This is a genomic window from Symbiobacterium sp., from assembly GCF_040797425.1.
In the GTDB taxonomy this organism is placed as follows: Bacteria; Bacillota; Sulfobacillia; order Symbiobacteriales; family Symbiobacteriaceae; genus Symbiobacterium.
On record NZ_JBFNEH010000022.1, the window covers coordinates 33,517 to 53,258 of the forward strand.

Genomic DNA, 19,742 nt, shown 5'->3' on the forward strand with positions numbered 1-19,742 from the left:
CGGCCGGGCAGGGGCTGGTAGAATAGGGGCAGGAAATAACTGGGTGACATGGGAGGAAGATACAATGTCTCCGTCTCCCACATGGAACCCGCCGAACCCCCGCGACGGCGCCGTCATCTGGACGCGCGCCTGGCGCATCGTCACCTACGGGGATGCATTCCCTCAGGCAGCCCGCCTCTATGTGGCGCTGGGCCCGGAATCACTGGTTGAGGGGTACGAACTGCTCTTTCCGCTGCTGGACGAGCGGCAACTCTGCCACCGCCACGTCCGCTCGCCGGAGCTGCTGCGGGCCATGGAGGGACTGGCCGCCTGGGCCGGAAAGTCGGTGGTCATCGACCCATCTCCCGAAGCCGATCCCGAGGAGGTGGCCCGGGCACTGGACGCGCAGTTGGCCGGGAGGGGGCTGATCGGCCCGTCGCTGATCGCCGGTGCGCAGCCCTTCGGGGGGCGGACCGGCCTGGTCTTCCTCAAGCGGCAGGAGCCCCGGGCCGAGCAGGGCGGGGCGCGACAGTGGCTGGCCCGACTGCTGGGCGAGGGGAGGGCAGCGCATGAGCCTCGCAGCGCTGGCGTGCACGGGTGACCCGCTGCTGGACCGGCTGCTGAGCGAGTGCAGCAGCTTCCGCCTGACGCAGACCCACTGCGAGCGGGCGGTGGATGCCGTGCCCGAAGTGGAGGCCCGGAACCCCGCACTGGTCTTCGTCAGCCCCGCCCTGGGGGACATCACCCCCTTGCTGCAGGTGCAGGGAGTTCGTATCTGCTGGCTCGCCGAGGGGCCGGGCCCCGAGCCACCTGCGGGGGTGGAAGTGATACGGGCCGAAAGGCTCACACCCCAGCTGATCGACGCCTGGGTTCGCCGGCCCCGGCAGCCGGCCACACCCGCTGCAGCCGAAACGGCCCGGCGAACGCCGCCGCTGCCACCGCCGCCGCAGGAGCCGGCCTCCAACAGGCAGCCTCCTGACCGAGCGGAGCCAGTCCCCGCTGCGCAGGGCGCTCCGCCGTTCCGGCCACACGGACCGGACGCGGCGGCACCGCCTGGCGGGCGCGTGATCCGGCCGGTGCCGCCACCGGCGGGGGGAAGGGGGCCTGTCAGCAAGCCGGGGCCGGTGCCAACGCTGCAGCCTCTGCAGGCGCCCGCTCCCTCCGCAGCGGCGGTTCGGAGACCGCCGTCCGCGGTTCGGCCCGAGCGGCTGGCCCCACCCACCCCGAGGCCGGTCATCCGCGTGCTGCGCCAGCAGGTGATCACGTTCTGGGGCGGCAAGCCCGGCGGCGGGCGGTCCACCCTCGCCGTGGCCCTGGCCGACCTCCTCGTCCGGTGCGGAGACGTGCGGGTCTGCACGGTCGATCTGAATCCCTACAACTCCTCCTTGGCTCCGTTGCTCAGGCGGGAGCAGGAGGTGAGCAGCTGGCTCCAGCTGGCGGAAGCCCTCGCGGAGGGGCAGCCACCGCCTCCTGACGCCCTGCGGTGGATCGCCGACAACTGGGCCATGGTCAGCGGTCCCGACGGCCGGGCCGACCTGGTGGCCCACCTCACGCCGGAGGCTATCGCCTGGCTGGTGGACGGGCTTCGCAATCACTTCGATTGTATCATTCTCGACCCCGAAGCCCGGCCGGGGCCCATTCGCGACACGGCTGCCCGCCTGGCGCATCTGGTGTTGGTCACCGTGACCAGCGACTACCCCGACGTGCTCGACACGGCGCGCACCTTCGAAGCGGCGGTGGAAGAGGGGTGGCTGAACCGGAGCCGGTGCAGGCTGATCCTGAGCCGGTGGCTGGACAGCCCGCACCTGACGCAGGCGGAGGTGGCCGAGTGTTTCGGGATGCCGGTCAGCGCCGTGGTGCCCCTCAGCCCCGAGGCCGCACTCCACGCTTCCGGCCAGGGGCTGCCGGTAACCCGGCTGTCGGAAAAGGAAGCGGGGCCGCTCAGGCGGGCCGTGGAGGATCTCCTGGCTGTGGTGGCGCCGGCGGTGGCCGGCGTGGTGTCGGCAGGGTCGCGACAGGGCCCGGCTGGCTCGCTTCTGGGCTGGCTGAACCGTTAACCGGGGAGGGAGAGAGATGCGGGGAAACGTGGGGCGCCTCGCCCTGGCCGGAGCCTTCGTCTGCGCTCTGCTGGCCGCCTGGTTCAACCTGCGGTTCCTTGAGATGCAGCAGGAGCGGGTGGAGGTACTCACCGTGGCCACCGAGGTGCAGCCGTACACGGCCATCGGGGAGCAGGCGGTGCGCACGGCGCTTGTGCCGCGGGATGCCGTCCCGCCCGACGCCATCACCGACCCTGCGGCGCTCGCGGGTCGCTACACCCGTGCGCTGCTCGTGCCGGGCACGATCCTGCGTGAGGGGCACCTGGTTCCCGGCGGCGGCTCGAACCTCGCTGCCCGCCTCGCAGCAGCCTCGTCGCCGGACGTCCGGGCGATGGCGCTGCAGGTGGACGAGGCCACCGGCGTGGCCGGCACGCTGCGGGAGGGCGACCCGGTGGACATCCTGGTGGCCATCCACGCGGACGTGGCCGAGTCTGCGGGGCCCGGCCTCGGCCGGACGCCCCAGGGCACGTGGGCCCGGATCATCGCTCACCGAGTGCCGGTGCTGTACGTGCGGCGTGACGACATGGGCGGGCCCGCCGCGGTGGTCTTGCAGGTCACGCCGCAGACGGCCGAGGAGATCGCCTTCGCCCAGGCGAATGGAAAAATCTGGCTCCTGACCGGTCCGTACGGCTCGGACGTGGCACCGGCAGCTACCACCGGCGTCGACCGGCAGGTGTTTTTCGAGCGATATGGGATCGGTCAGAACGGGGAGGGAGCCGGGCAGCAGATCGGCGCATCCCGCCCCGAGGTATCCGGGGATGCGGCCGGATCCCAGGTCCTGGGCAACCCGGCTGACCTGGCCGCTCCCATCGCGGGCCTAGTTGGGGGGGAGTGAAGCATGGCGCGGGGCATGGTGATCGCCTTCTGGAGCCCGAAGGGCGGAGTGGGCAAGACGCTCCTCTCGGTGGCGGTCGCACTGCGGATGAGCGAGCGCCAGCGCACGGTCATCATTGACGGCAACGCCGACAACCCCGACCTGGTCACCCTCTTCCAGGCGCCCGGACTGCCCAACATCGGATCGTGGCCGGGCCGCGTGGAGGCGGAGGAAGCGGAGAGGCACCTGGTCCGCTGGACCAGCCGTCTCTTCCTCCTGCCGGGTCCGACCCGTTTCATCGACGAGGCCGTGCTCTCCGGCGACGCGATGGAGGCCGCCATCTCGTCGCTGGCCGGGGCCGGGTTCCACGTGGTGGTGGACCTGCCCTGCGGGCTCAGGGATTCCACCCTGGTGGCCCTCGACCTGGCCGACTGGATCATGCTGCCTGTCACCCCCGACCTGCTCGCGCTGACCCCGCTCAAACGGGTGGCCAGAGAGCTGGACTTCCTGAAGCTGCCGGCCAGCAAGTTCCGGGTGGTGGTGAACCGCGCGGTGGAGAGCCGGGAGATCACCGTCGACGACATCCGCGAGCTCAGTCCCTTCCCCGTGCTGGGTGCAGTGCCGTCCAGCCGGCAGGCGGCGCAGGCCGTAAGCCGCGGGGACCTCCAGGCGGCAGTCGGCCCGACCTCTCCCGTGGGCGGGGCGGTGGCGGCCCTGCTCAGGGGCATCGTGGAGACCGGCGAGGAGGCGCGCCCGACGGTGCCTGCCCAGGGAGCCCGGTTCCTCACCCGCTTCTTCCCCATCGCCGGCAGGGAGGGGGCATAAATGGGCAGCCGCACGCTGTTGCAGCGGCGCGTCGGCGCCGCACTGGTACGTGACCCGGCGGCACAGGTGCAGTATGAGCGGCTGCGGGACTACGTGCGCGACCGGCTCCTGCAGGAGATCAGCGGCGACCTGCTCCTCCGGCCGTCGGACAGTTCGCTCCGGCTGCTGGCCAGGGAGCGGATCGCGACCATCCTGGAGCAGGAGGGGTCCGTCCCCGCTGCCGTGCGGGACACCATGGTGACACGGCTGGTGCAGGACCTGGTCGGGTTTGGCATCCTCCAGCCGCTCATAGACGACCCCGAGGTCACGGAGATCCTGGTCAACCGCCACGACGACATCTGGGTGGAGCGGCAGGGCCGGCTTGAGCGGGTCGACGGGCTGGCTTTCGAGAGCGATCAGGCCGTGCGCCACCTGGCCGAGCGCATCGCACAGCCCATCCGCCGGCGCATCGACGAGCGCCATCCCATCCTCGACGCCCGCCTGGCCGACGGCAGCCGTGTCTGTGCCACGCTCTCCCCACCGGCGCTGGACGGCTGCGCCATCGCCATTCGCAAGTTCAACCCGCGGATGCTGGGATGGCAGGCGCTGGTGGAGAACGGCACCCTGACGCCGGAGGCGGTCGACTTCCTGCGGCGTGCGGTGCGGGCCCGTTGCAACCTCCTGGTGACGGGCAGCACCTCAAGCGGCAAGACGACGGTACTGGGCGCCCTCTCGGCCTTCATCCCCCCTGAGGAGCGGGTGATCACCATTGAGGACGCGGCCGAGTTGCAGCTGCAGCAGCCGCACGTGCTGCGTTACGAGACCCGCAGCGGGAACGCCGAGGGTCAGGGTGCGATCACCATCCGTGACCTGGTGCGCACGTCGCTCCGCCTCCGCCCCGACCGCATCATCGTGGGGGAGGTGCGGGGGCCGGAGGCGCTGGACATGGTCCAGGCCTGTAACACGGGCCACGACGGCAGCTTCTCCACGCTCCACGCCAACAGTGCGCAGGACGGCCTCGCACGCCTCGAGACCATGGTGCTCATGGCGGACAGCGGGCTGCCCATCCGGGCGATCCGCCAGCAGATCGCCTCCGCGTTCGAGCTCGTGGTTCACTGCGCCCGCCTGCGCTCGGGCCAGCGCCGGGTGGTGGAGATTGCCGAGGTCGGCCTGACCGAGGACGACGCCTACCGGCTGCGGCCGCTGTTCGTCTGGAACCCGCGGGCCGACCGGCTCGAGCCGACGGGCCTCCAGCCCGAGCGGGTGGTGCGCCGCTACCTGTGGGAGGAGGGGTAGCCGGTGCAGTATCTGGCCGCACTCTCGACCTTCCTGGCGGTGGCGCTCTCGCTGGGCGGGCTGGCGGGACTGCTCCGGCGGCGGAGCCGGCTGGCGGAGCGCCTGCGGGCGGAGGGTGACCGGTACGAGCCGGATGCCGGCGTGCGCCTGGTCTTTCCCGACTGGCTGGAGCGTCTGGAGCGAGAGGCGAAGCAGGCCGGGCTGAGCCTGACCCGGCGCCAGCTGGCGCTGGCGATGGGTGCGGCCGGCGGCGTGGCGCTGCTCCTGGCCCTGGCTGGCGAGTGGACCAGCGCGGCCGTCTCGCTCTTACTCGGTCTGGTCGGCCCGCTGCTCCTGATCCGCCACCGTGCCCGGGTCCGGGCCGCCACGTTCGCCCAGCAGCTGCCCGAGACGCTCTTCCTGATGGCCAACGTCATCCGGGCCGGCGGAACGCTGTACCAGGCGGTCCAGACCGTCGTGCAGCAGGCGCCCCAGCCCATCAGCGGTGAGTTCCTGCGGGTCGAGCGGGCGATGCAGCTGCAGGCCCCGGCGGGAGACGCCCTGGCCCTGATCCAGGACCGCGTGGGGCTGCCGGAGTTTACCAGCGTGGTGATCGCCTGTAAGGTGGCCGGCGAGGCCGGGGCCGAGCTGGACGCGGTCCTCGAATCCATCGGGCGGGAACTGGTGGAGGACCGCCAGTTCCTGAAGGCGATGGAAGCGGCCAGCGCCGAGGGCAAGGCCAGCGCACGCCTGGTCACCGCCATCCCGCTCGTGGTGATGGCCTTCGTGGGGTACCGGAACCCGGCCTATTTCGGCGAGGCCCTGCAGGAGCCCGCGGGAAGGCTCTTGATCCTCGGCAGCCTGGCTGCGATCGGGTTGGGCTGGGTCCTGATCCGGCGCATCACCGACGTCCGCAACTGGTAAGGGGGGAGACGGATGCCGGCCACCTGGACCTTCCTGACGGTGCTGCTTTTCGGGCTGGGTGCGTACGACCTCGCCACCGCCCGGCGCCGCCGCCTGCGGGCGATGGTCGAACGGGCGGGGACGGTCCTGCCCGGACGGGACGGCCCGGACCAACTGAAGCAGTGGCTGCGGGAGCGGCTCCTGCCCCGCCTGCCCCTGCTTCCCGGTACAGGTTCGCTGGAGGAACTGCGCCAGCTCCTCATCTGGGCCGGGCGCCCGGCCGGCTTGGGGGCCGAGGAGTTCTACTTCCTGCAACTGGTTCTGGCTCTCTCGCTGGCCCTGCTCCTGCTGGGGGTCCACGGGTGGGCAGGCGCCGCAGCCGGCTTCCTCCTGGGGCTCTGGGCGCCGCGGGCGTGGCTCCGGCGGCGGGTCGCGGAGATCACTCTGCGCATCCGGCGGGAGCTGCCCCAGTTCGTCCACCTGCTCGCCACCTGCCTGGAGTCGGGTCTGAGCCTGACGGAGGCTATCCGGCGGGTCGCCGGCGAGAGCCCGGGACTGCTCGCCGCCGAGATGCTGCACACCGTTCACGAGATGGCGGCCGGCAAACCGGCACAGAAAGCCTGGCGCGACCTGATGGACCGGCATGAGTGCCCGGAGCTGAAGGAGGTCGTCTCGGCGCTCTTGCAGAGCCACCAGTGGGGGGTCTCCATCGCCTCTCAGCTCCGCTTCACGATGCGCAGCATCCGGCAGCGCAAGCAGCAACAGGCGCAGCAGAAGGCCCAGGAGGCTTCCGTGCGGATGCGGGTGCCTATGGTGCTGTTCATCCTCATGCCGACCATCGCCATCATCCTGGGCCCGGCCGTGCTTCGCATCATCAGCCAGTTTGCGGAGGGATGAGCAGTGCCGTTCAGGCGTCTCCTGCGCAGCCAGAGGGGCAGCCAGATGGTGGAGTTCGCACTGCTGGCCCCGATCCTCCTCTACCTCGTGCTCTGCATCCCCGTCTTCGGGATGTTCGTGCACAGCTGGATGGTGGTCTCGGGAGCGGCCCGGGCCGGGGCCAGGGCGGCGAGTCTCCTGACGGTGCAGGGAAGCCGGGAGGCGGTGGCGCGGGCGGCGGCTGACCGGAACCTCTACCTCACCCGGCAGGGGGAAGACGGCGTGATCTACTTCGACCCCGCCCGCGACGTCAAGGTACAGATCAGCGGGGGGAACGTCACCGTCTGGGTGACGTACCACCAGCCCTCTTTCCTGCCGCTGCTGAGCGACCTCTTGGGCGGCTCCGCCCAGGTTGGGGGCGACACCGTGCCGCTGACGGCCGCCGCCACCTTCCCGATCGAGCAGGGGGTGACGCTGCGGTGAGCCCGGTCGTGCGCGACGCACGGGGTTCGACGTCGGCGCTGTTTATCTTCGTCTGGTCTGTGGCGCTGGTGGCGCTGGGAATCGCCCTGGATGTCGGAAGAGTCTTCGTGCTCCGGGAGCAGCTCCGCACCGCCGAGGAGGCCGCCGCACTGGCCGGCGTGCTGCAGGCCCGCTTCATGGTCGAGGCCCGCTTCCCCCGGGAGGAGAACCGGCCGGTTCCGGTCTGTGTCCCGGGGCCGGACGGGCTGCCGGAGTGCCGCCTTGTGGACAACTGGGTTCCGATTGAGCCCGCCGTCATCAGCGGGCCGGAGGCGGAGGTCTGGCCTGACGCCCACCGCCTCTGGGCCGACCAGTGCGTCCGCCCGGGCGTGCGCTGCGACCGGAGGTACAAGTCGGGGACGTGCTGGATTGCGCCCCGATCTGACTGGGCGGCGGTGCGGGCTGCGGCCCGCGATGCGTTCGAGGCGAACGCTCGCTGGAACGGCCAGGCCCGCCTGGCCGGACCGGTCACGGTGGAGATTGAGACGGATGCAAGCAGCAGGCCCAGGCAGCTGCGGGTCGGCGTCACCGCCGCGCTGGAGATGGACACCCTCCTGCTGCCGATCCTCGGGGTCGACGCCCTCACCGTGAAGACTCCCGGGGAGCCGACCACGGCGGAGCTTGTCCGCCGGGAGTGGCCGGGGCAGGTCGCCTGGATCGGCGGCGTGCAGGTGCCGTCCCCCTGCCTGATGCCATAGATATAAGTTTCTAAAATAACGACTAGAACGAAAGGAAGGGTTCGCGATGAGCAGGATCGCCAAGGGTTTCCGTCGTCTGGTGTCTCGCCAGGAGGGGCAGGGAATGACCGAGTACGGGCTGATCATCGCGTTGATCGCCGTGGTGCTGATCACCACCCTGACTGGCCTGAACAAGGCGCTGGACAAGACCTTTGACAAGGTGACGAAGCAGCTGGAAACCGCGGTGAAGAAGTAGGCGCGGGCCAGGCCCCCTGAGGCCAGGGGGCCTGGCTCAGAATCCCAGTTGCGTCAGGAATGCGTAGATTGCTGGGCCGGCCGCCATGGCCAGCACCGCGGGCAGGACGAAGAGGACCAGCGGCAGGAGCAGCTTCACGCTGGCCCGAGCGCCCAGTTCCTGAGCCAGCCGGCGCCGCCGGTCCCACGCCGCTTCGGCCTGGTGGCGGAGGGCGGTGGCGAGCCCGTCGGTGCCCTTCTCCAGCGTCTGCACCAGGGCGCCCACGAAGCGGGTCAGGTCCCGCACATCCAGCCGGTGGGCCATCTCGTGGAAGGCGAGGGCTGGCGGCCGTCCCAGTTGGATCTCGGCCAGCGCCGCCTGGATCGCTCGACCCAGCGCCGTCGGGCTGTTGCGGGCATAGTGGTCGAGGGCGGGCAGGAGTTGGAGGCCCGACTCGGCGAGGACGGCGAGCGTGAACAGGAAGTACGGCAGGTCCCGCTGGATGGCCGCCCGGTGCGCGTCGGCCGCGCGGCGCACCTCCAGGTCCGGAACCTGGAACGCCCAGACAGTGCCCACCAGGGATAGGACGGCCAGAAAGCCATGTCCCAGGAGCGACAGGAGCAGGGCTGCGGCCAGGGTGAGCCCCGCCAGGCGGAGCTTGCGGCTGGCCAGTTCTTCCAGCGAAACGTCCATGCCGGCCACTGCCAGATCCCTGGCTACCCGGGTGGAGGCCAGGAGGTGGGCCAACCGGAGGGTCAGCCGCCCGTGAGGGCCGGCGGACCACCGGGGCTGCGGAGGCCGGGCGCCCCGGGACGGGCGGGCCTCCGGCATCAGCAGCAGGAAGCAGCAAGCGGCCGCGAGGAGGCCGATGAAGAACGGCATCCGCACCCCTCCTCAGATGTCGATGCGGGCAATCCGCTGGGCCATCCAGTAACCGCCCGCCACGAACAGGAAGATCAGCCCAAGGGCCACCTGCCCCCACCGGGTCGCATGGAAGACGCCCAGGTAGACTGGGTTGGTCAGCCGTACCACCAGGTAGATCCCCAGGGGAATCATGGCCAGAATGGCCGCCTCCGTCCGCTTCTGGGCCGTCATCACCTGAATCTCCCGTTCCACCGCCAGCCGGTCGGCCACCATCTGCGACACGTTCCCCATCACCTCGACGATGTTCCCGCCCCGCCGGCGGGTGGTGACGAGGGCGTCCACCAGCGCTTCCACCTCCTCCAGCGGCACCCGTTTCCGCAGACCGAGGAGCGTCTCGTCCACCGGCGCCCCCAGCTCCACCTCCCGGGCGGCCACCTCCACTTCGTGGACCAGTTCCCCGCCGGCCGGGTGAAGCCGCCTCAGGTCCGTGGCGCATCGCTGCAGGGCAGTGGGAAGCGACTGGCCGGCCTTCAGGGAGGTCGCCAGGGAGAGCAGCGCCTCCTGCAGCTGGTCGCGCAGGGCCTGGGTCCGGCGATGGCGCAGCGCATCCTGCAGGGTGCTCTTGAGCAGCAGGCCCGCCGGCAGAGTGATGACGGCCGTGATCCAGGAGCCGGTCAGGAGGCGGACCAGCACGACGAGGGCCGGTGGAACGAGTCGGAGCAGGCTCCGGTCGTCTGCGGGCCATGCCGCCCTCCAGGCCGGAGCGGTCCAGCCCGCGGGGGCGGCGGGGGCCAGGGCGAGGAAGACCGCCCCCGCGAAAAGCACACCGATGAGGTAGGCCATCAGAATCCCTCCGGCAGGCTGACCCCGGCCATCTGGAACTTCTCCCGGCGCGCCACCGGTCGGCCCGCAGGCAGCAGCTCCCCTGCCTCCAGGTCATACTGGAAGACGGGTTCCGTGGCGATCTCGCCCGCGTGGACGCCCACGACTTCCAGCACCTGCAGCAGCTTGCGGGAGCCGTCGGCCAGACGCTCCAGGTGCAGCACAAAATCGACGGCCGAGGCGATCTGCTGGCGGATGGCGGAGGAGGGCAGGTCCACACCCGACATCAGCACCATGGTCTCAATACGGGCGAGGGCGTCCCGGGCGGAGTTGGCGTGGACCGTGGTCAGCGACCCGTCGTGGCCGGTGTTCATGGCCTGCAGCATGTCCAGGGCCTCCCCGCCGCGGCACTCGCCCACCACGATGCGGTCAGGCCGCATCCGGAGCGAGGCCCGCACCAGGTCCCGGATCGTCAGCGCACCCTTGCCTTCCACGTTGGGCGGGCGGGCCTCGAGGCTGACCAGGTTGGGGATGCCCGTGAGCTGCAGTTCGGCCGAGTCCTCGATGGTGATCACCCGCTCGTGCGGGGGAATCTTCAGCGATAGCGCGTTGAGGAACGTGGTCTTGCCGGTGGAGGTGCCCCCCGAGATGACCAGGTTGCAGCGGGCCAGGACGAGCCGGGTGAGGAAGTCTGCAACCAACGGGGTGAGGGTGCCCCGCTCGGCCAATTGCTCGAGGCTGAGGGGCCGCTGCGGGAACTTGCGGATGGTGAGCACGGGTCCGATCAGCGAGACCGGGGGCAGCACCACGTGCACCCGGGCGCCGCCGGGAAGACGGGCGTCGACAATGGGCGTGGCCTCGTCGACCTTGCGGTTCACCCGTGCGACGATGCGCTCGATCAGGTTGAGAAGTTCGGCCTCGCTGCCGAAGGCGAGGGGCCGGCCGTCCTCCGTCAGCGCCGGCTCGGGGTGGCCGCTCCGCTCCACGAAGATGCGCTGCGGACCGTTCACCATGATCTCCTTCACCGTGTCGTCCTGAAGGAGCGGGTCCAGCAGGCCGAAGCCGAAGATCTGGTGCTGCAGCCGGTCTACCAGGGCCGATTTCTCCTGGTGCGTGAGCTGGAGGTAAGAGAACTGCTCGGCGAGCACGTCTTCCAGGAGGGCCCAGATCTGATCCCGCAGGTCCCGCTCGGCGATTCCGGTCAGGGGGGCGGAGGCGTTCCGCAGGCGCTCCCGCACGGCCTCCACCACGGGGCGCAGCCGGTCGTGGCTGCGGGTGGGCGCCGCGCCGCCGGCCTCCTTCTGCCGTCGCTCGATCAGCTGCCGCAACCCGCCGTTCATCCGTCGCTCACCTCCTGCGTGAGGGCCTCCAGCAGCCGGTCCAGGGCCCGGGCGACGACCCCGCCGGGCCGGAAGCCGCCGAATCGCCCCTGCGGCTCGCCGCCCGCCCGAGCCTCTTCGGGGATGCGCAGCACCGGCTGGTACGGGAGGAAGCGCAGCACCTCCTCCATCGGCTGGGGCACCGCATCGCGCACCCGGTTCAATACCAGGCGGACGCGGTCGGGCGGAACCTGCAGGTCGGCGAAGAGGCCTTCCACCTGGACCAGGCGGTAGGCGGAGACGGTGTCGGGAAGGGCGATCAGGCATACCGCGTCCGCCGCCGCCAGCGCAGCACCTGCGAGCGCCGTCATCTGGGCCGGTGTGTCCACCAGGGCGTAGGCGCAGCCGCAGGCACCGAGGAGGCGGAGTACGGCCTCGACCAGGTCCGGGCGCAGATCGTCCATCACCGCCGGGCTGGCGCTGGGAAGCAGATGGAGCCCCGGCTCCGCCGGAACCAGGGCCCCACCGATGCGGGCGGGGGCCTCGGGGTCGGCCGTGAGTTCCTCCGGCGACAGGTCGCAGAGTTCCGCCCATCCGCCTCCGGTGCGCACGCCGAGGAGGGGCGCAGCGCCCCCGCCGCCCAACTCCACCACGGCCACCGCACTGCCGCGGGCGCAGAGCGCCCGCCCCCGGTGGGGCACCCCCCCCCCCCGGGGCGGGGGGCGCCCCCCCCCCGCGCCAGGTGGAGCACCACCGAGGTGGTTCCGGCGCCGCCCCGGGGCGAATGGAAGGCGAGGATCCTGCCTGCCGCCGTTGCCCCGTTCGCCAGCCCCAGGAGCTGGCGGAGGGTGGCCGCCAGGCGGGCCGGGTCGGGATCGGGGCAGAAGAGGATGCCGCGCTCGGCGGCCCGGCGGCTGAGCAGGGGTGGGTGCGGCCCGCTGGCGGTACAGAGGACGGCGTAGCCCGCGGCGGCCAGCTCCTGCCCCAGCGAGAGCCCCTCCAGCCCGAGGCCGGCGTCGAACACCACGGCGTGCACCGGCGTGGCCGCGAGTCGTTCCAGCAACGCCTCGCCGTCCGGCGCCTCGAAGGCCACGGCCAGTTGCTGTGCCGGATGCGCCTCCAGCCACTGCCGGAGCCGGAGGGCAGGGGACGACGGCAGGCCGCACAGGGCGACAAGGAAGGATGCCGTCATGGCCGGAGCCCCTCCGGCCGGCGCACGACCTTCACCGCCAGCCCGTCGGCGGCCGCCAGCACCGGGGAGACCTGCTCCTCGGGGACCAGAACCGTCACCCAGTCCCCATCGGCGTGGACCACTCGGGTGGCCGACAGGATGCGCAACGCCTCGCTCCCCTCGGCCGGCACGACGTAGAGGTCCACTTCCTCGCCGGCCTGCAGCGCCGGCGCGACGGGGACTTCCGCCCTGAGGCTGACCACCCGCAGTTCCTCCGGCCAGGCGGTACCGCCTCCGAGCGGCGGTTCGAGACCGACGTTCACGCCGGGGACCAGGGGCTCTCCGGGAAGGATCGCGCGCGTGGCGTACCATGCCTCCGGCGTGTCGGCGGGGGACTGCGGCAGCGCTGCTCGGGCGAGCAGGCGCCGGGTGGGGCCGTCCACCTCGACGCGCTGGAGCAGTCCGGCGGAGAGGCGCACCCCGGGAACAATCTCCTGCCCGGCCACCCAGACGATGTCCGCCTCGGACGCCGCGGCGGCGCCGATGCCGGCCAGGTAGACGGCGGTGAGCAGGCCGGCGGCCACGGCGCAGGCGGTTGCCAGAAGATAGCGGAGCCGGGGATTCATGCCATCCACCTCCTGCTCCTAATCACGGAGGAGGAGGCCTAATGGTTCAACAGATCATGGCGGTTCTGTTCCACGATAAAGCGTTTGTGCTTTGCCCGGTAAACGGGACGGAGGGGAGAGCGGGGCGAGGGCCGGCGCACCGCGCACGACGGCTCCCCGGGGAGAGCGGGCGGCTGCGCGCCCAGCGGGGCGGCGTGGCCGTCGAGACGGCCCTGGTGCTGCCCATGCTCTGCCTGCTGGTGATCGGTGGCTGGATTTTGGGGTACATGGCCTTTGCCAAGGTGGCACTGACCATGACGGCCAATCGGGCCGCCCGCGATTTCGCCGCGGCGACAGCGCTGCACGACAGGCTGAAAGAGACCAACAGGGCCTATCGCTATGACGGCGGATTTGCGGAGAGCTTCGGTCTGCCCCGCTGGGCGGTCCACGCCCTGATCATGCGCACGCCTGCCGGGGACGGAAGGGACGTTTCGGATCAGGCCGTGGTGGTGGCCACGTGTTACCGCATTCCCCTGACCATGCCCCCGGCCTTGTCAGGCGGCTCCCGGGAGGCGGCCGCAGCCGCTCCGGCGGAAGCGTTGGGGGGCCTGCCGGACGCCGGCGCACCGGCAGGCCTGGATTGGACCGGCCTGCTCGAGGCGGCAGGGCCCAACTACCGCGACGCATGGCGCACACTCCAGGCCGAGCGGGACGAGTGGGGGCGGCTGGGAGAGGAGGCCCGCGCACTGTACGAGCGGCTCACCCGGCTGACCGGGCAGGGAAGGTGGGCGGCCGAGTTGTGGCGGCAGGCGCTGGAGGGGCCTCCCGCGGATTTCACGCCCTTCGGCGGAGCGACGGTAAGCGGCCCGGATGACCTGGAGCGGGCGGTGCGCCAGCTGTGCGAGCCCCCGGCAGAGGCGGGCGGGCGCGCACTCGTCATGACGGGCCGGGCGGCGTACCTGCTCCAGACCGTCTTTGAACCTTGAGGGAGGCTTGGCGGATGAGGAGGTTGCGCGCGGAAGAGTGCGGCGGCATCACGGTGGAGACGGCTCTCACCCTGCCCCTTGTCCTGCTGCTCACCGTCGGCGGAGTCCTCGTGCTCCTGTGGCTCCACCACAAGACCTGGCTGCAGGTGCTGGTCGCGGAGACCGCGCGGGAACGGGCGGCCGACGCCACGTGGACGGGCTACTACAAGGACATCCGCGACAGCGTGCGGGCGCCCGACTCGTCCCTGGTGCTGGCGGACGCCCGCCTCGTGAGCTTCCACCTGCCCACCACGCCGCCCGCCGTCGTGGTGGGGGGCTGCGCCACCCCGGCCGGCCGCGTCCCGGACCTGGCGTGGGCTACTGGCGCATCTTCGGTGGACGCCCCGGGAGGCGACGGCGCGGACGCTGACTCCCTGGCCGATGACTGGCTCCAGCCCGTGCGGGCGCTGCGCGCCGAACTGGCCCGGCTGCTGCGGCGGGCTGAGACGTGGGTGGACGGGCTGGAGGAGGTCGCCGACGCCGGGGTGACGCTGGGCGAGCAGGCGGTGTGGTACCGGCGGGTCGGCGACAACCTGTTGAGCGGCGAACCGGCCCGGCAGCGGCTGGCCGCGGAGTACCTCGCCGGCGGGGTGATGGCGGAGGTGGCGCGCCTGCGCTGCCAGGGCGAGGGTGGAGCGGTGCTCACGGCGAAGGTGGTGATCCGGGGTGAGCAGACGTACGGGCAGCGCTAGGCGTTGTCAGGCGGGCTACGTTTCGGTCTACGTCGCTCTGGTGACCAGCCTGGTGCTGGTGCCGCTGGTCATGATGGTGGTCGACTTCACGCTCATCGCTTACTGGCGCACCAAGCTGCGCAGCATCGCCGATGCCCTGGCCATCGGCGCCGTTCTGGAGTCCAGGGAGTTCCACATCCCCATTCCCACGGATTTCGTGAGCGGCTTTCCCGTGAACGGCTACCTGCTGAATGCCATCCACCTCAGCAACCTGGAGCCCGGCGGCTTCCGCACGGGCCTCGAGCCGAAGCTCAGGCGGCTGGCTGAGCTGAACCGGGACCGGGTCGGCCCACAGTTGGAGGTCCGGCTGGGGGAGGCCCAGGTGCTGCCGCTGGGCAACTTCATTTCGCCGTTCATGTACGTGCGGATCCCGGTGGAAGCGGAGGTGCCGCTGCTTACGCCCTTCCTGGGTCGGCTCCTGGGCAGCGACAAGCCGGCGGCCGTTACGGTGCGGGCGGAGAGCTGCGCCGCCGCGTGGTACCGCCCGGACGCCTGGGTTCACCGCTGGTGGGACGCGGATCCGGACACGCTGACCAAAACGCTGGACGCCGTGATCAACGTGACGGACGAGCCGCAGAAATACTACCGGCTGGTGAACTGCGTTGATGAGGCCTCGGACTTCTTCTCCCTGGCGGAGGCCGTCCTGGCCAAGCACCTGAAGCTGCACCCGGAGGTGCAGGAGATCCTGCTCGAATGGATGGGCAAGCGGGCAGAGAGCAGGGAGGTCCGCCGCGCGCGGGAGGGTATGCAACAGCTGCCGGAGCGCTGCGGCCCGGGAGACCCGTGCATCGAGGGGGACCGGGCCTCGGTCGAGCGGTGGGCCCGGGAGGTGGAGGAGCGTCGCCGGGCGGAGGAGGAAGAGGAGAGAAGACGCGCAGAAGCCGCCCGGAGGGCGGCTGAGGTGGATGAGCAGCACAACGCACACGAAGGCGGGCCGTGACCAGGGCCTGGCACCCGATCGCAATCAGCTGTGCCCCGGTGCCCGCACCTTAGCGGAGGTAACGGAGCCCCTCCGCGAGCGGCGTCAGCCTCAGCCCCAGGTCCCGCAGCACCCCAGTGTTATCCACCGGCTCTTCCATCAGCACGAAATCCACGGCAGCGGGTGAGAGCGGCGGTGCGGGCAGGAACTGGAGCGGCCAGGCGGCCAGCTTCACCAAGCCGGCCGGGGCGTGGAGCAGCGGCCTGCGCCGGCCCATCACCCGCAGCATGGTGCGGATGATCTCGTCCATCGTGAGCTCTTCCGGCCCGCCAATCTCATAGACCTGGTTCACCGCCTTCTCACTGGCGAGGCTGGCCGCCACCGCCTCCGCCAGATCGTCCACGTAGAGCGGCTGCACGCGGGTGCGGCCGCTGCCGATCACCGGCACGAAGGGCAGCACCCGGGCGAAGGTGGCGAACTTGTTCAGGCTGCGGTCTTCGGGGCCGTAGACCCAGGACGGGCGGAAGATGGTGTAGGGAATGCCGCTCTCCCGCACCGCCTTCTCGGCCATGAGCTTGGCGACGAACCAAGGTTTCGTCTGCCCCTCGCGGGTGCCGGCCCCGGACACGTAGATGAACCGGCGCACGCCGGCGCGGCGGGCGGCCCTGACCAGCCGCACCGTTCCCTCCCCGTCCACCTCCACGTACGTGTAGCCCCGGCGCGGGTTCTCCACGGGGTGGTTCGGGAACTGCACCGCGGAGACGACGACATCCACTCCTTCCAGGGCCGGCCCCAGCGTCGCTTCGTCCCGGATGTCGCCGCTGCGCAACGTGACGCCCTCGGGCAGGCGGCCCCTGGCCCGCTCCGGATTCCGGGACAGGGCAATCACCTGGTGGCCGTCCGCGGCCAGGCACCGCACCACATGGGAGCCGATGAACCCGGTTCCGCCGGCGACGAGGATCATGGCCATGACCTCTCCCTCCTCTGCGTTCCCCTGCAGTCCATCTCTTATCGTACAGAGATTTGCGCATCAGAGACAGGGGGGCCCGCTTCCTGGCCGGTTTTGGCCACGATCCGGCGGGCCGTCCGGTCTTGCCAGTAGGATACCCCGTAAGGTATAATTGCGGCAAAGACCGGACCGACGATTGAGCGTGGGGGTGTGTGCATGGATTTCGCCTACGAAGTGAAGACGGAGCGGGGCGTGGAGGAGGCGGTCGTCGCCGTGCAGGCGGCGCTGGCCGAGCGGGGGTTCAGCGTGCTCTGGGAACTGAACGTGAACCAGACGCTGCAGTCGAAAGGATTCGCCCTGGAGCACGAGGTGCGCATCCTGGAGGTCTGCAGCGCGCCCCGGGCGGAGCGCGCCCTCGGGAACAACCCGGCGGCGGCCTATTTCCTGCCGTGCAAGGTCGTGGTGAAGCGCGTGGAGGGACAGACCACCATCGGCCTCACCCGCCCCGGCGCCCTGATGGGGCTGATGGGCGACGAGTCGATGTGCGCCCTGGCGCGCGAGGTCGAGGCGGAGCTCGTCGCCGCGGTGGATGCCGCCCGCTAGCCTGCCTGGGCCGCACGCGACGCGTTCCCGGCGCGGCGCCCACCTCCGCGGCCACCGGTTCCCGGGGGTGGGCACCGCGGCCAGGCCGCCGCAGGGGCGAGGGCAGCGCATGAGCTGGCGGGCGGCCCGGTCGGCTATCCGGCGCGCGCATCTGCCCCCGAAAAGGACAGCGATCCGCCTGCGCAGAATCTTCCGCCGTGGGAGGTGCAGAGCGGGTCATGTTCCTGTTGAAAATGAAGCAGATTGGCGTACTCGCCCTTGCAGCGGTCAACCTGGTCCTGCTCGTGATGGCGGTGGTGGCGGCCCGGCAGCGGCGACCGGTGCCCGCGGTCTACTACAAGGTGTTGCCGGCCTCGCTGGCGATTGCCCTGCTGCAGCTGAGCGTAGGGGTGTACTTCGTGCTGGAGGGGCGGCAGCCGCACCTGCAGCATGTGCTCTATGGAATCCTGGTGGGCGTGGGGGGCACGCTGCAGTTCCTGCTGCGGCCGGGCAGCGCCTCCGGGCAGCGGTACCGGAACCGGCCGCTGGTCCATGCGGTGCTGGCCCTCTTCGTCGTGCTGGTGGGCCTCCGGTCGTGGATGACCGGCTAGGCGCGCCGAAGCAGGGCGCGCACCAGCCGGCCGGCGAGGGCACCGCCCAGGAGCCAAGCCGCAGCCACGGCCAGCAGGACGCGGCCCACGGGGAGCATGACGGCGAAGTGCTTCCAGAGGAACTCCAGCAGCCGGAAGAACAGGTAGTAGAGAAACGCCACGATGGCCCATCCGGTGAGGGTGAGCCGCGACAGGTGGATCAGGTGCTTCAGCAGACCGTGCACCAGCGGGCTGGCGGTGAGGGTCTCCGCCAGTTGCTCCTCGGCCTCCAGGAGGCCGGGATTCTGCTGCAGGGCGGCCCGAAGCGCCCGGCGGGCCTCCGGCACGCGCCTCGCCTTCCGGTGCAGCGCCGCCTCGTTCAGATAGGCCTCGGGCTCCCGGGGAGCGGCCTGTTGTGCCCGGACGAACTGCTCCAGGGCGCCGGCCTCGTCACCTGACGCCGCGAGGGCCAGGCCCAGCTGGTTCAGCGCCCCGGCGTGGGTGGGCGCCCCGACCAGCGCCCGGCGAGCCGTGGCGGCTGCCGCAACGGCGTCGCCGCTCTCCCGCTGGCAGGCGGCCAGCGTGGCCAGGTAGTCCGGGTGTCCGGGCAGCAGCCGGCAGGCGGTGTCGGCCGCCTCCAGTGCGGGGCCTTTCTCGCCACGGCCCAGTTCGGCCTGGCTGAGCACGTGGTGCAGCCAGGCCGTGCGGGGCGCCTGCCGCACCGCGCCCCGGGCGGCGGTGGCGGCCTCTTCATAGCGCTGCAGCGCGACGAGGCTGGCCGCGGCGAGCCCTAGCACGTCCGGAGGGAGCGGGCCGGAGCGGGACAGATGGTCCACCTCGGCCAGCAGCGCGTGGTGCTCCCCTTTCTGGTAGAGCTCCAGCAGGGGCTGCGCCCCGGCGGCGAGCTGTTCGACTTCAGTGCGAGACATGACCATTGGTAAAATGTCACCCTTCCCGTAACATCTGGGGAGTCTGATTCGTCGCGAGGGTGCGGCAACCCTCTCGTTCTCGTTCGGCCACCGGCCGGAAACGTGAGGCGCCCCGGGAGCGGTTTTCCCGGGGCGTCTGGATATCACGGTTCCGGATGGCCGGCCGTGTGCTTCTCATCGGGCGGCCGGTGATGCTGCAGGCAGTAGACCAGCATGCCGAAGCCGGCGAGGATCAGCAGCGCGGCTGTGAGCTGCGCCACGCGAATCGAGCCGAAGATGAAGGTGGAATCCTGGCGGATCCCTTCGATCATGAAGCGGCCGGTGTTGTAGAGGATGAAGTAGAGGCTGAAGACCACGCCGGGGTTCTTCCAGCGCCGCCAGAAGAGCAGGAGCGCCCCGAAGGTGAGCAGGTTCCACACCGACTCGTAAAGGAACGTGGGGTGCATCACGGTGCCGCCGATGGTCATGCCCTCGCGCAGCCACCCCGGCATCAGGCGGATGAGCCAGTCGGGTGCCGGATCGCCATAGGCCTCCTGGTTGAAGAAGTTGCCCCAGCGGCCGATGGCCTGGGCCAGCGGCAGGACCGCCCCGCCCACGTCGGCCCAGCGCCAGAACGACTGGCGCCGAATGCAGATGAAGATGGCGCCGGCGAGCAAGCCGCCCAGCACCGCACCGTGAATCGCCAGGCCGCCCTTCCAGATGGCCAGGATTTCCCCGGGGTGCTCCCGGTAGTAGGGCCACTGCAGGATGAAGACCTCGTACAGGCGCGCCCCGAGGATGCCTGCGGGGACCACCACCATCGCCAGGTCGGGCACGAAGTTGACGTCCAGCCCCCGCTGCTGGGCGAGGCGGGTGGCCAGCCAGATGGCGATCATGATCGCAGTGACGATGATGATGCCGTACCAGCGGATTGACAGCGGGCCGATCTGAACGGCCACGGGGTCGATGAATGTGAGCAAGTCCACGGCCTCCTCATGCGGCACGAGTCCTGACGCTCCCCATTATGACAGGGATTGGCGGCAGAGGGAAGACCGGATGCCCGCAGGCATCCGGTC

The 19,742-nt window shown here is 71.0% G+C and carries 24 protein-coding genes; 15 read left to right on the forward strand and 9 right to left on the reverse strand.

From position 1 onward, the window contains the following. Positions 1-64: 64 nt before the first annotated feature. From AB2385_RS08715 to AB2385_RS08760, 10 genes are read left to right on the forward strand one after another with little or no spacing between them, the layout of a single operon-like run. Complete coding sequence (locus AB2385_RS08715) at positions 65-580, forward strand: hypothetical protein (RefSeq protein ID WP_367654571.1); 516 nt, start codon at positions 65-67, stop codon at positions 578-580. Then, on the forward strand, positions 549-2,036 hold the full coding sequence (locus tag AB2385_RS08720; protein ID WP_367654573.1) for a hypothetical protein: 1,488 nt from the start codon (positions 549-551) through the stop codon (positions 2,034-2,036). Before AB2385_RS08715 ends, AB2385_RS08720 begins: the two co-directional genes overlap by 32 nt. Positions 2,037-2,052: 16 nt before the next feature. Beyond that, positions 2,053-2,910: a Flp pilus assembly protein CpaB gene (cpaB, locus tag AB2385_RS08725; protein ID WP_367654574.1), complete on the forward strand. Its 858-nt coding sequence runs from the start codon at positions 2,053-2,055 to the stop codon at positions 2,908-2,910. Positions 2,911-2,913: 3 nt separating this feature from the next. Continuing rightward, positions 2,914-3,714, forward strand: a complete 801-nt coding sequence (locus tag AB2385_RS08730) for a CpaE family protein (protein ID WP_367654575.1) — start codon at positions 2,914-2,916, stop codon at positions 3,712-3,714. After that, positions 3,715-4,989, forward strand: coding sequence for a CpaF family protein (locus tag AB2385_RS08735; protein ID WP_367654576.1), 1,275 nt, complete (start codon positions 3,715-3,717; stop codon positions 4,987-4,989). Positions 4,990-4,992: 3 nt separating this feature from the next. Further along, on the forward strand, positions 4,993-5,892 hold the full coding sequence (locus AB2385_RS08740; protein WP_367654577.1) for a type II secretion system F family protein: 900 nt from the start codon (positions 4,993-4,995) through the stop codon (positions 5,890-5,892). A 12-nt stretch (positions 5,893-5,904) separates the two neighbouring features. Beyond that, positions 5,905-6,768, forward strand: a complete 864-nt coding sequence (locus AB2385_RS08745) for a type II secretion system F family protein (protein ID WP_367654578.1) — start codon at positions 5,905-5,907, stop codon at positions 6,766-6,768. A 3-nt stretch (positions 6,769-6,771) separates the two neighbouring features. Continuing rightward, a complete protein-coding gene (locus AB2385_RS08750) occupies positions 6,772-7,230 on the forward strand; it encodes a TadE/TadG family type IV pilus assembly protein (protein WP_367654579.1) in 459 nt (152 codons plus the stop codon). After that, positions 7,227-7,967, forward strand: coding sequence for a pilus assembly protein TadG-related protein (locus AB2385_RS08755; protein ID WP_367654580.1), 741 nt, complete (start codon positions 7,227-7,229; stop codon positions 7,965-7,967). Before AB2385_RS08750 ends, AB2385_RS08755 begins: the two co-directional genes overlap by 4 nt. 46 nt (positions 7,968-8,013) lie before the next feature. After that, positions 8,014-8,202: a Flp family type IVb pilin gene (locus tag AB2385_RS08760; RefSeq protein WP_367654581.1), complete on the forward strand. Its 189-nt coding sequence runs from the start codon at positions 8,014-8,016 to the stop codon at positions 8,200-8,202. Between the two features lie 36 nt (positions 8,203-8,238). Here the strand turns inward: AB2385_RS08760 and AB2385_RS08765 are convergent, their stop codons facing one another. From AB2385_RS08765 to AB2385_RS08790, 6 genes are read right to left on the reverse strand one after another with little or no spacing between them, the layout of a single operon-like run. After that, positions 8,239-9,063: a type II secretion system F family protein gene (locus AB2385_RS08765; protein ID WP_367654582.1), complete on the reverse strand. Its 825-nt coding sequence runs from the start codon at positions 9,061-9,063 to the stop codon at positions 8,239-8,241. Between the two features lie 12 nt (positions 9,064-9,075). Continuing rightward, on the reverse strand, positions 9,076-9,888 hold the full coding sequence (locus AB2385_RS08770) for a type II secretion system F family protein (protein WP_367654583.1): 813 nt from the start codon (positions 9,886-9,888) through the stop codon (positions 9,076-9,078). After that, positions 9,888-11,207, reverse strand: coding sequence for a CpaF family protein (locus AB2385_RS08775; RefSeq protein ID WP_367654585.1), 1,320 nt, complete (start codon positions 11,205-11,207; stop codon positions 9,888-9,890). Before AB2385_RS08775 ends, AB2385_RS08770 begins: the two co-directional genes overlap by 1 nt. Next, a complete protein-coding gene (locus tag AB2385_RS08780) occupies positions 11,204-11,650 on the reverse strand; it encodes a hypothetical protein (protein ID WP_367654586.1) in 447 nt (148 codons plus the stop codon). The genes AB2385_RS08775 and AB2385_RS08780 overlap by 4 nt, the downstream gene beginning before the upstream one ends. After that, positions 11,650-12,378, reverse strand: coding sequence for a hypothetical protein (locus AB2385_RS08785; protein ID WP_367654587.1), 729 nt, complete (start codon positions 12,376-12,378; stop codon positions 11,650-11,652). Before AB2385_RS08785 ends, AB2385_RS08780 begins: the two co-directional genes overlap by 1 nt. Then, positions 12,375-12,983 (reverse strand): hypothetical protein, encoded by a 609-nt coding sequence (locus AB2385_RS08790; protein ID WP_367654588.1) that lies wholly within the window; start codon positions 12,981-12,983, stop codon positions 12,375-12,377. The genes AB2385_RS08785 and AB2385_RS08790 overlap by 4 nt, the downstream gene beginning before the upstream one ends. Before the next feature lie 41 nt (positions 12,984-13,024). Between AB2385_RS08790 and AB2385_RS08795 the strand changes: the two genes are divergently transcribed. From AB2385_RS08795 to AB2385_RS08805, 3 genes are read left to right on the forward strand one after another with little or no spacing between them, the layout of a single operon-like run. Next, positions 13,025-13,948, forward strand: coding sequence for a TadE/TadG family type IV pilus assembly protein (locus AB2385_RS08795; RefSeq protein WP_367654589.1), 924 nt, complete (start codon positions 13,025-13,027; stop codon positions 13,946-13,948). A gap of 14 nt (positions 13,949-13,962) precedes the next feature. Then, a complete protein-coding gene (locus tag AB2385_RS08800) occupies positions 13,963-14,679 on the forward strand; it encodes a TadE/TadG family type IV pilus assembly protein (RefSeq protein WP_367654590.1) in 717 nt (238 codons plus the stop codon). Then, complete coding sequence (locus AB2385_RS08805) at positions 14,654-15,658, forward strand: hypothetical protein (RefSeq protein ID WP_367654591.1); 1,005 nt, start codon at positions 14,654-14,656, stop codon at positions 15,656-15,658. Before AB2385_RS08800 ends, AB2385_RS08805 begins: the two co-directional genes overlap by 26 nt. 49 nt (positions 15,659-15,707) lie before the next feature. Here AB2385_RS08805 and AB2385_RS08810 read toward each other — a convergent pair whose 3' ends face one another. Beyond that, the gene (locus AB2385_RS08810) at positions 15,708-16,607 is read right to left on the reverse strand and encodes a complex I NDUFA9 subunit family protein (RefSeq protein ID WP_367654592.1); all 900 of its coding nucleotides are present in this window, start codon (positions 16,605-16,607) and stop codon (positions 15,708-15,710) included. Between the two features lie 195 nt (positions 16,608-16,802). Between AB2385_RS08810 and AB2385_RS08815 the strand changes: the two genes are divergently transcribed. Together AB2385_RS08815 and AB2385_RS08820 are read left to right on the forward strand one after the other, a co-directional pair. After that, positions 16,803-17,189, forward strand: a complete 387-nt coding sequence (locus AB2385_RS08815; protein ID WP_367654593.1) for a DUF302 domain-containing protein — start codon at positions 16,803-16,805, stop codon at positions 17,187-17,189. 218 nt (positions 17,190-17,407) lie between these two features. Beyond that, positions 17,408-17,779 carry a hypothetical protein gene (locus tag AB2385_RS08820; RefSeq protein ID WP_367654594.1) on the forward strand — a complete coding sequence of 124 codons (372 nt, stop codon included), beginning with the start codon at positions 17,408-17,410 and terminating at the stop codon, positions 17,777-17,779. Here AB2385_RS08820 and AB2385_RS08825 read toward each other — a convergent pair. Both AB2385_RS08825 and lgt read right to left on the reverse strand, forming a co-directional pair. After that, the gene (locus AB2385_RS08825) at positions 17,776-18,693 is read right to left on the reverse strand and encodes a hypothetical protein (RefSeq protein ID WP_367654595.1); all 918 of its coding nucleotides are present in this window, start codon (positions 18,691-18,693) and stop codon (positions 17,776-17,778) included. The genes AB2385_RS08820 and AB2385_RS08825 overlap by 4 nt on opposite strands. Before the next feature lie 137 nt (positions 18,694-18,830). After that, the gene (lgt, locus tag AB2385_RS08830) at positions 18,831-19,646 is read right to left on the reverse strand and encodes a prolipoprotein diacylglyceryl transferase (RefSeq protein ID WP_367654596.1); all 816 of its coding nucleotides are present in this window, start codon (positions 19,644-19,646) and stop codon (positions 18,831-18,833) included. Positions 19,647-19,742 lie beyond the last annotated feature (96 nt).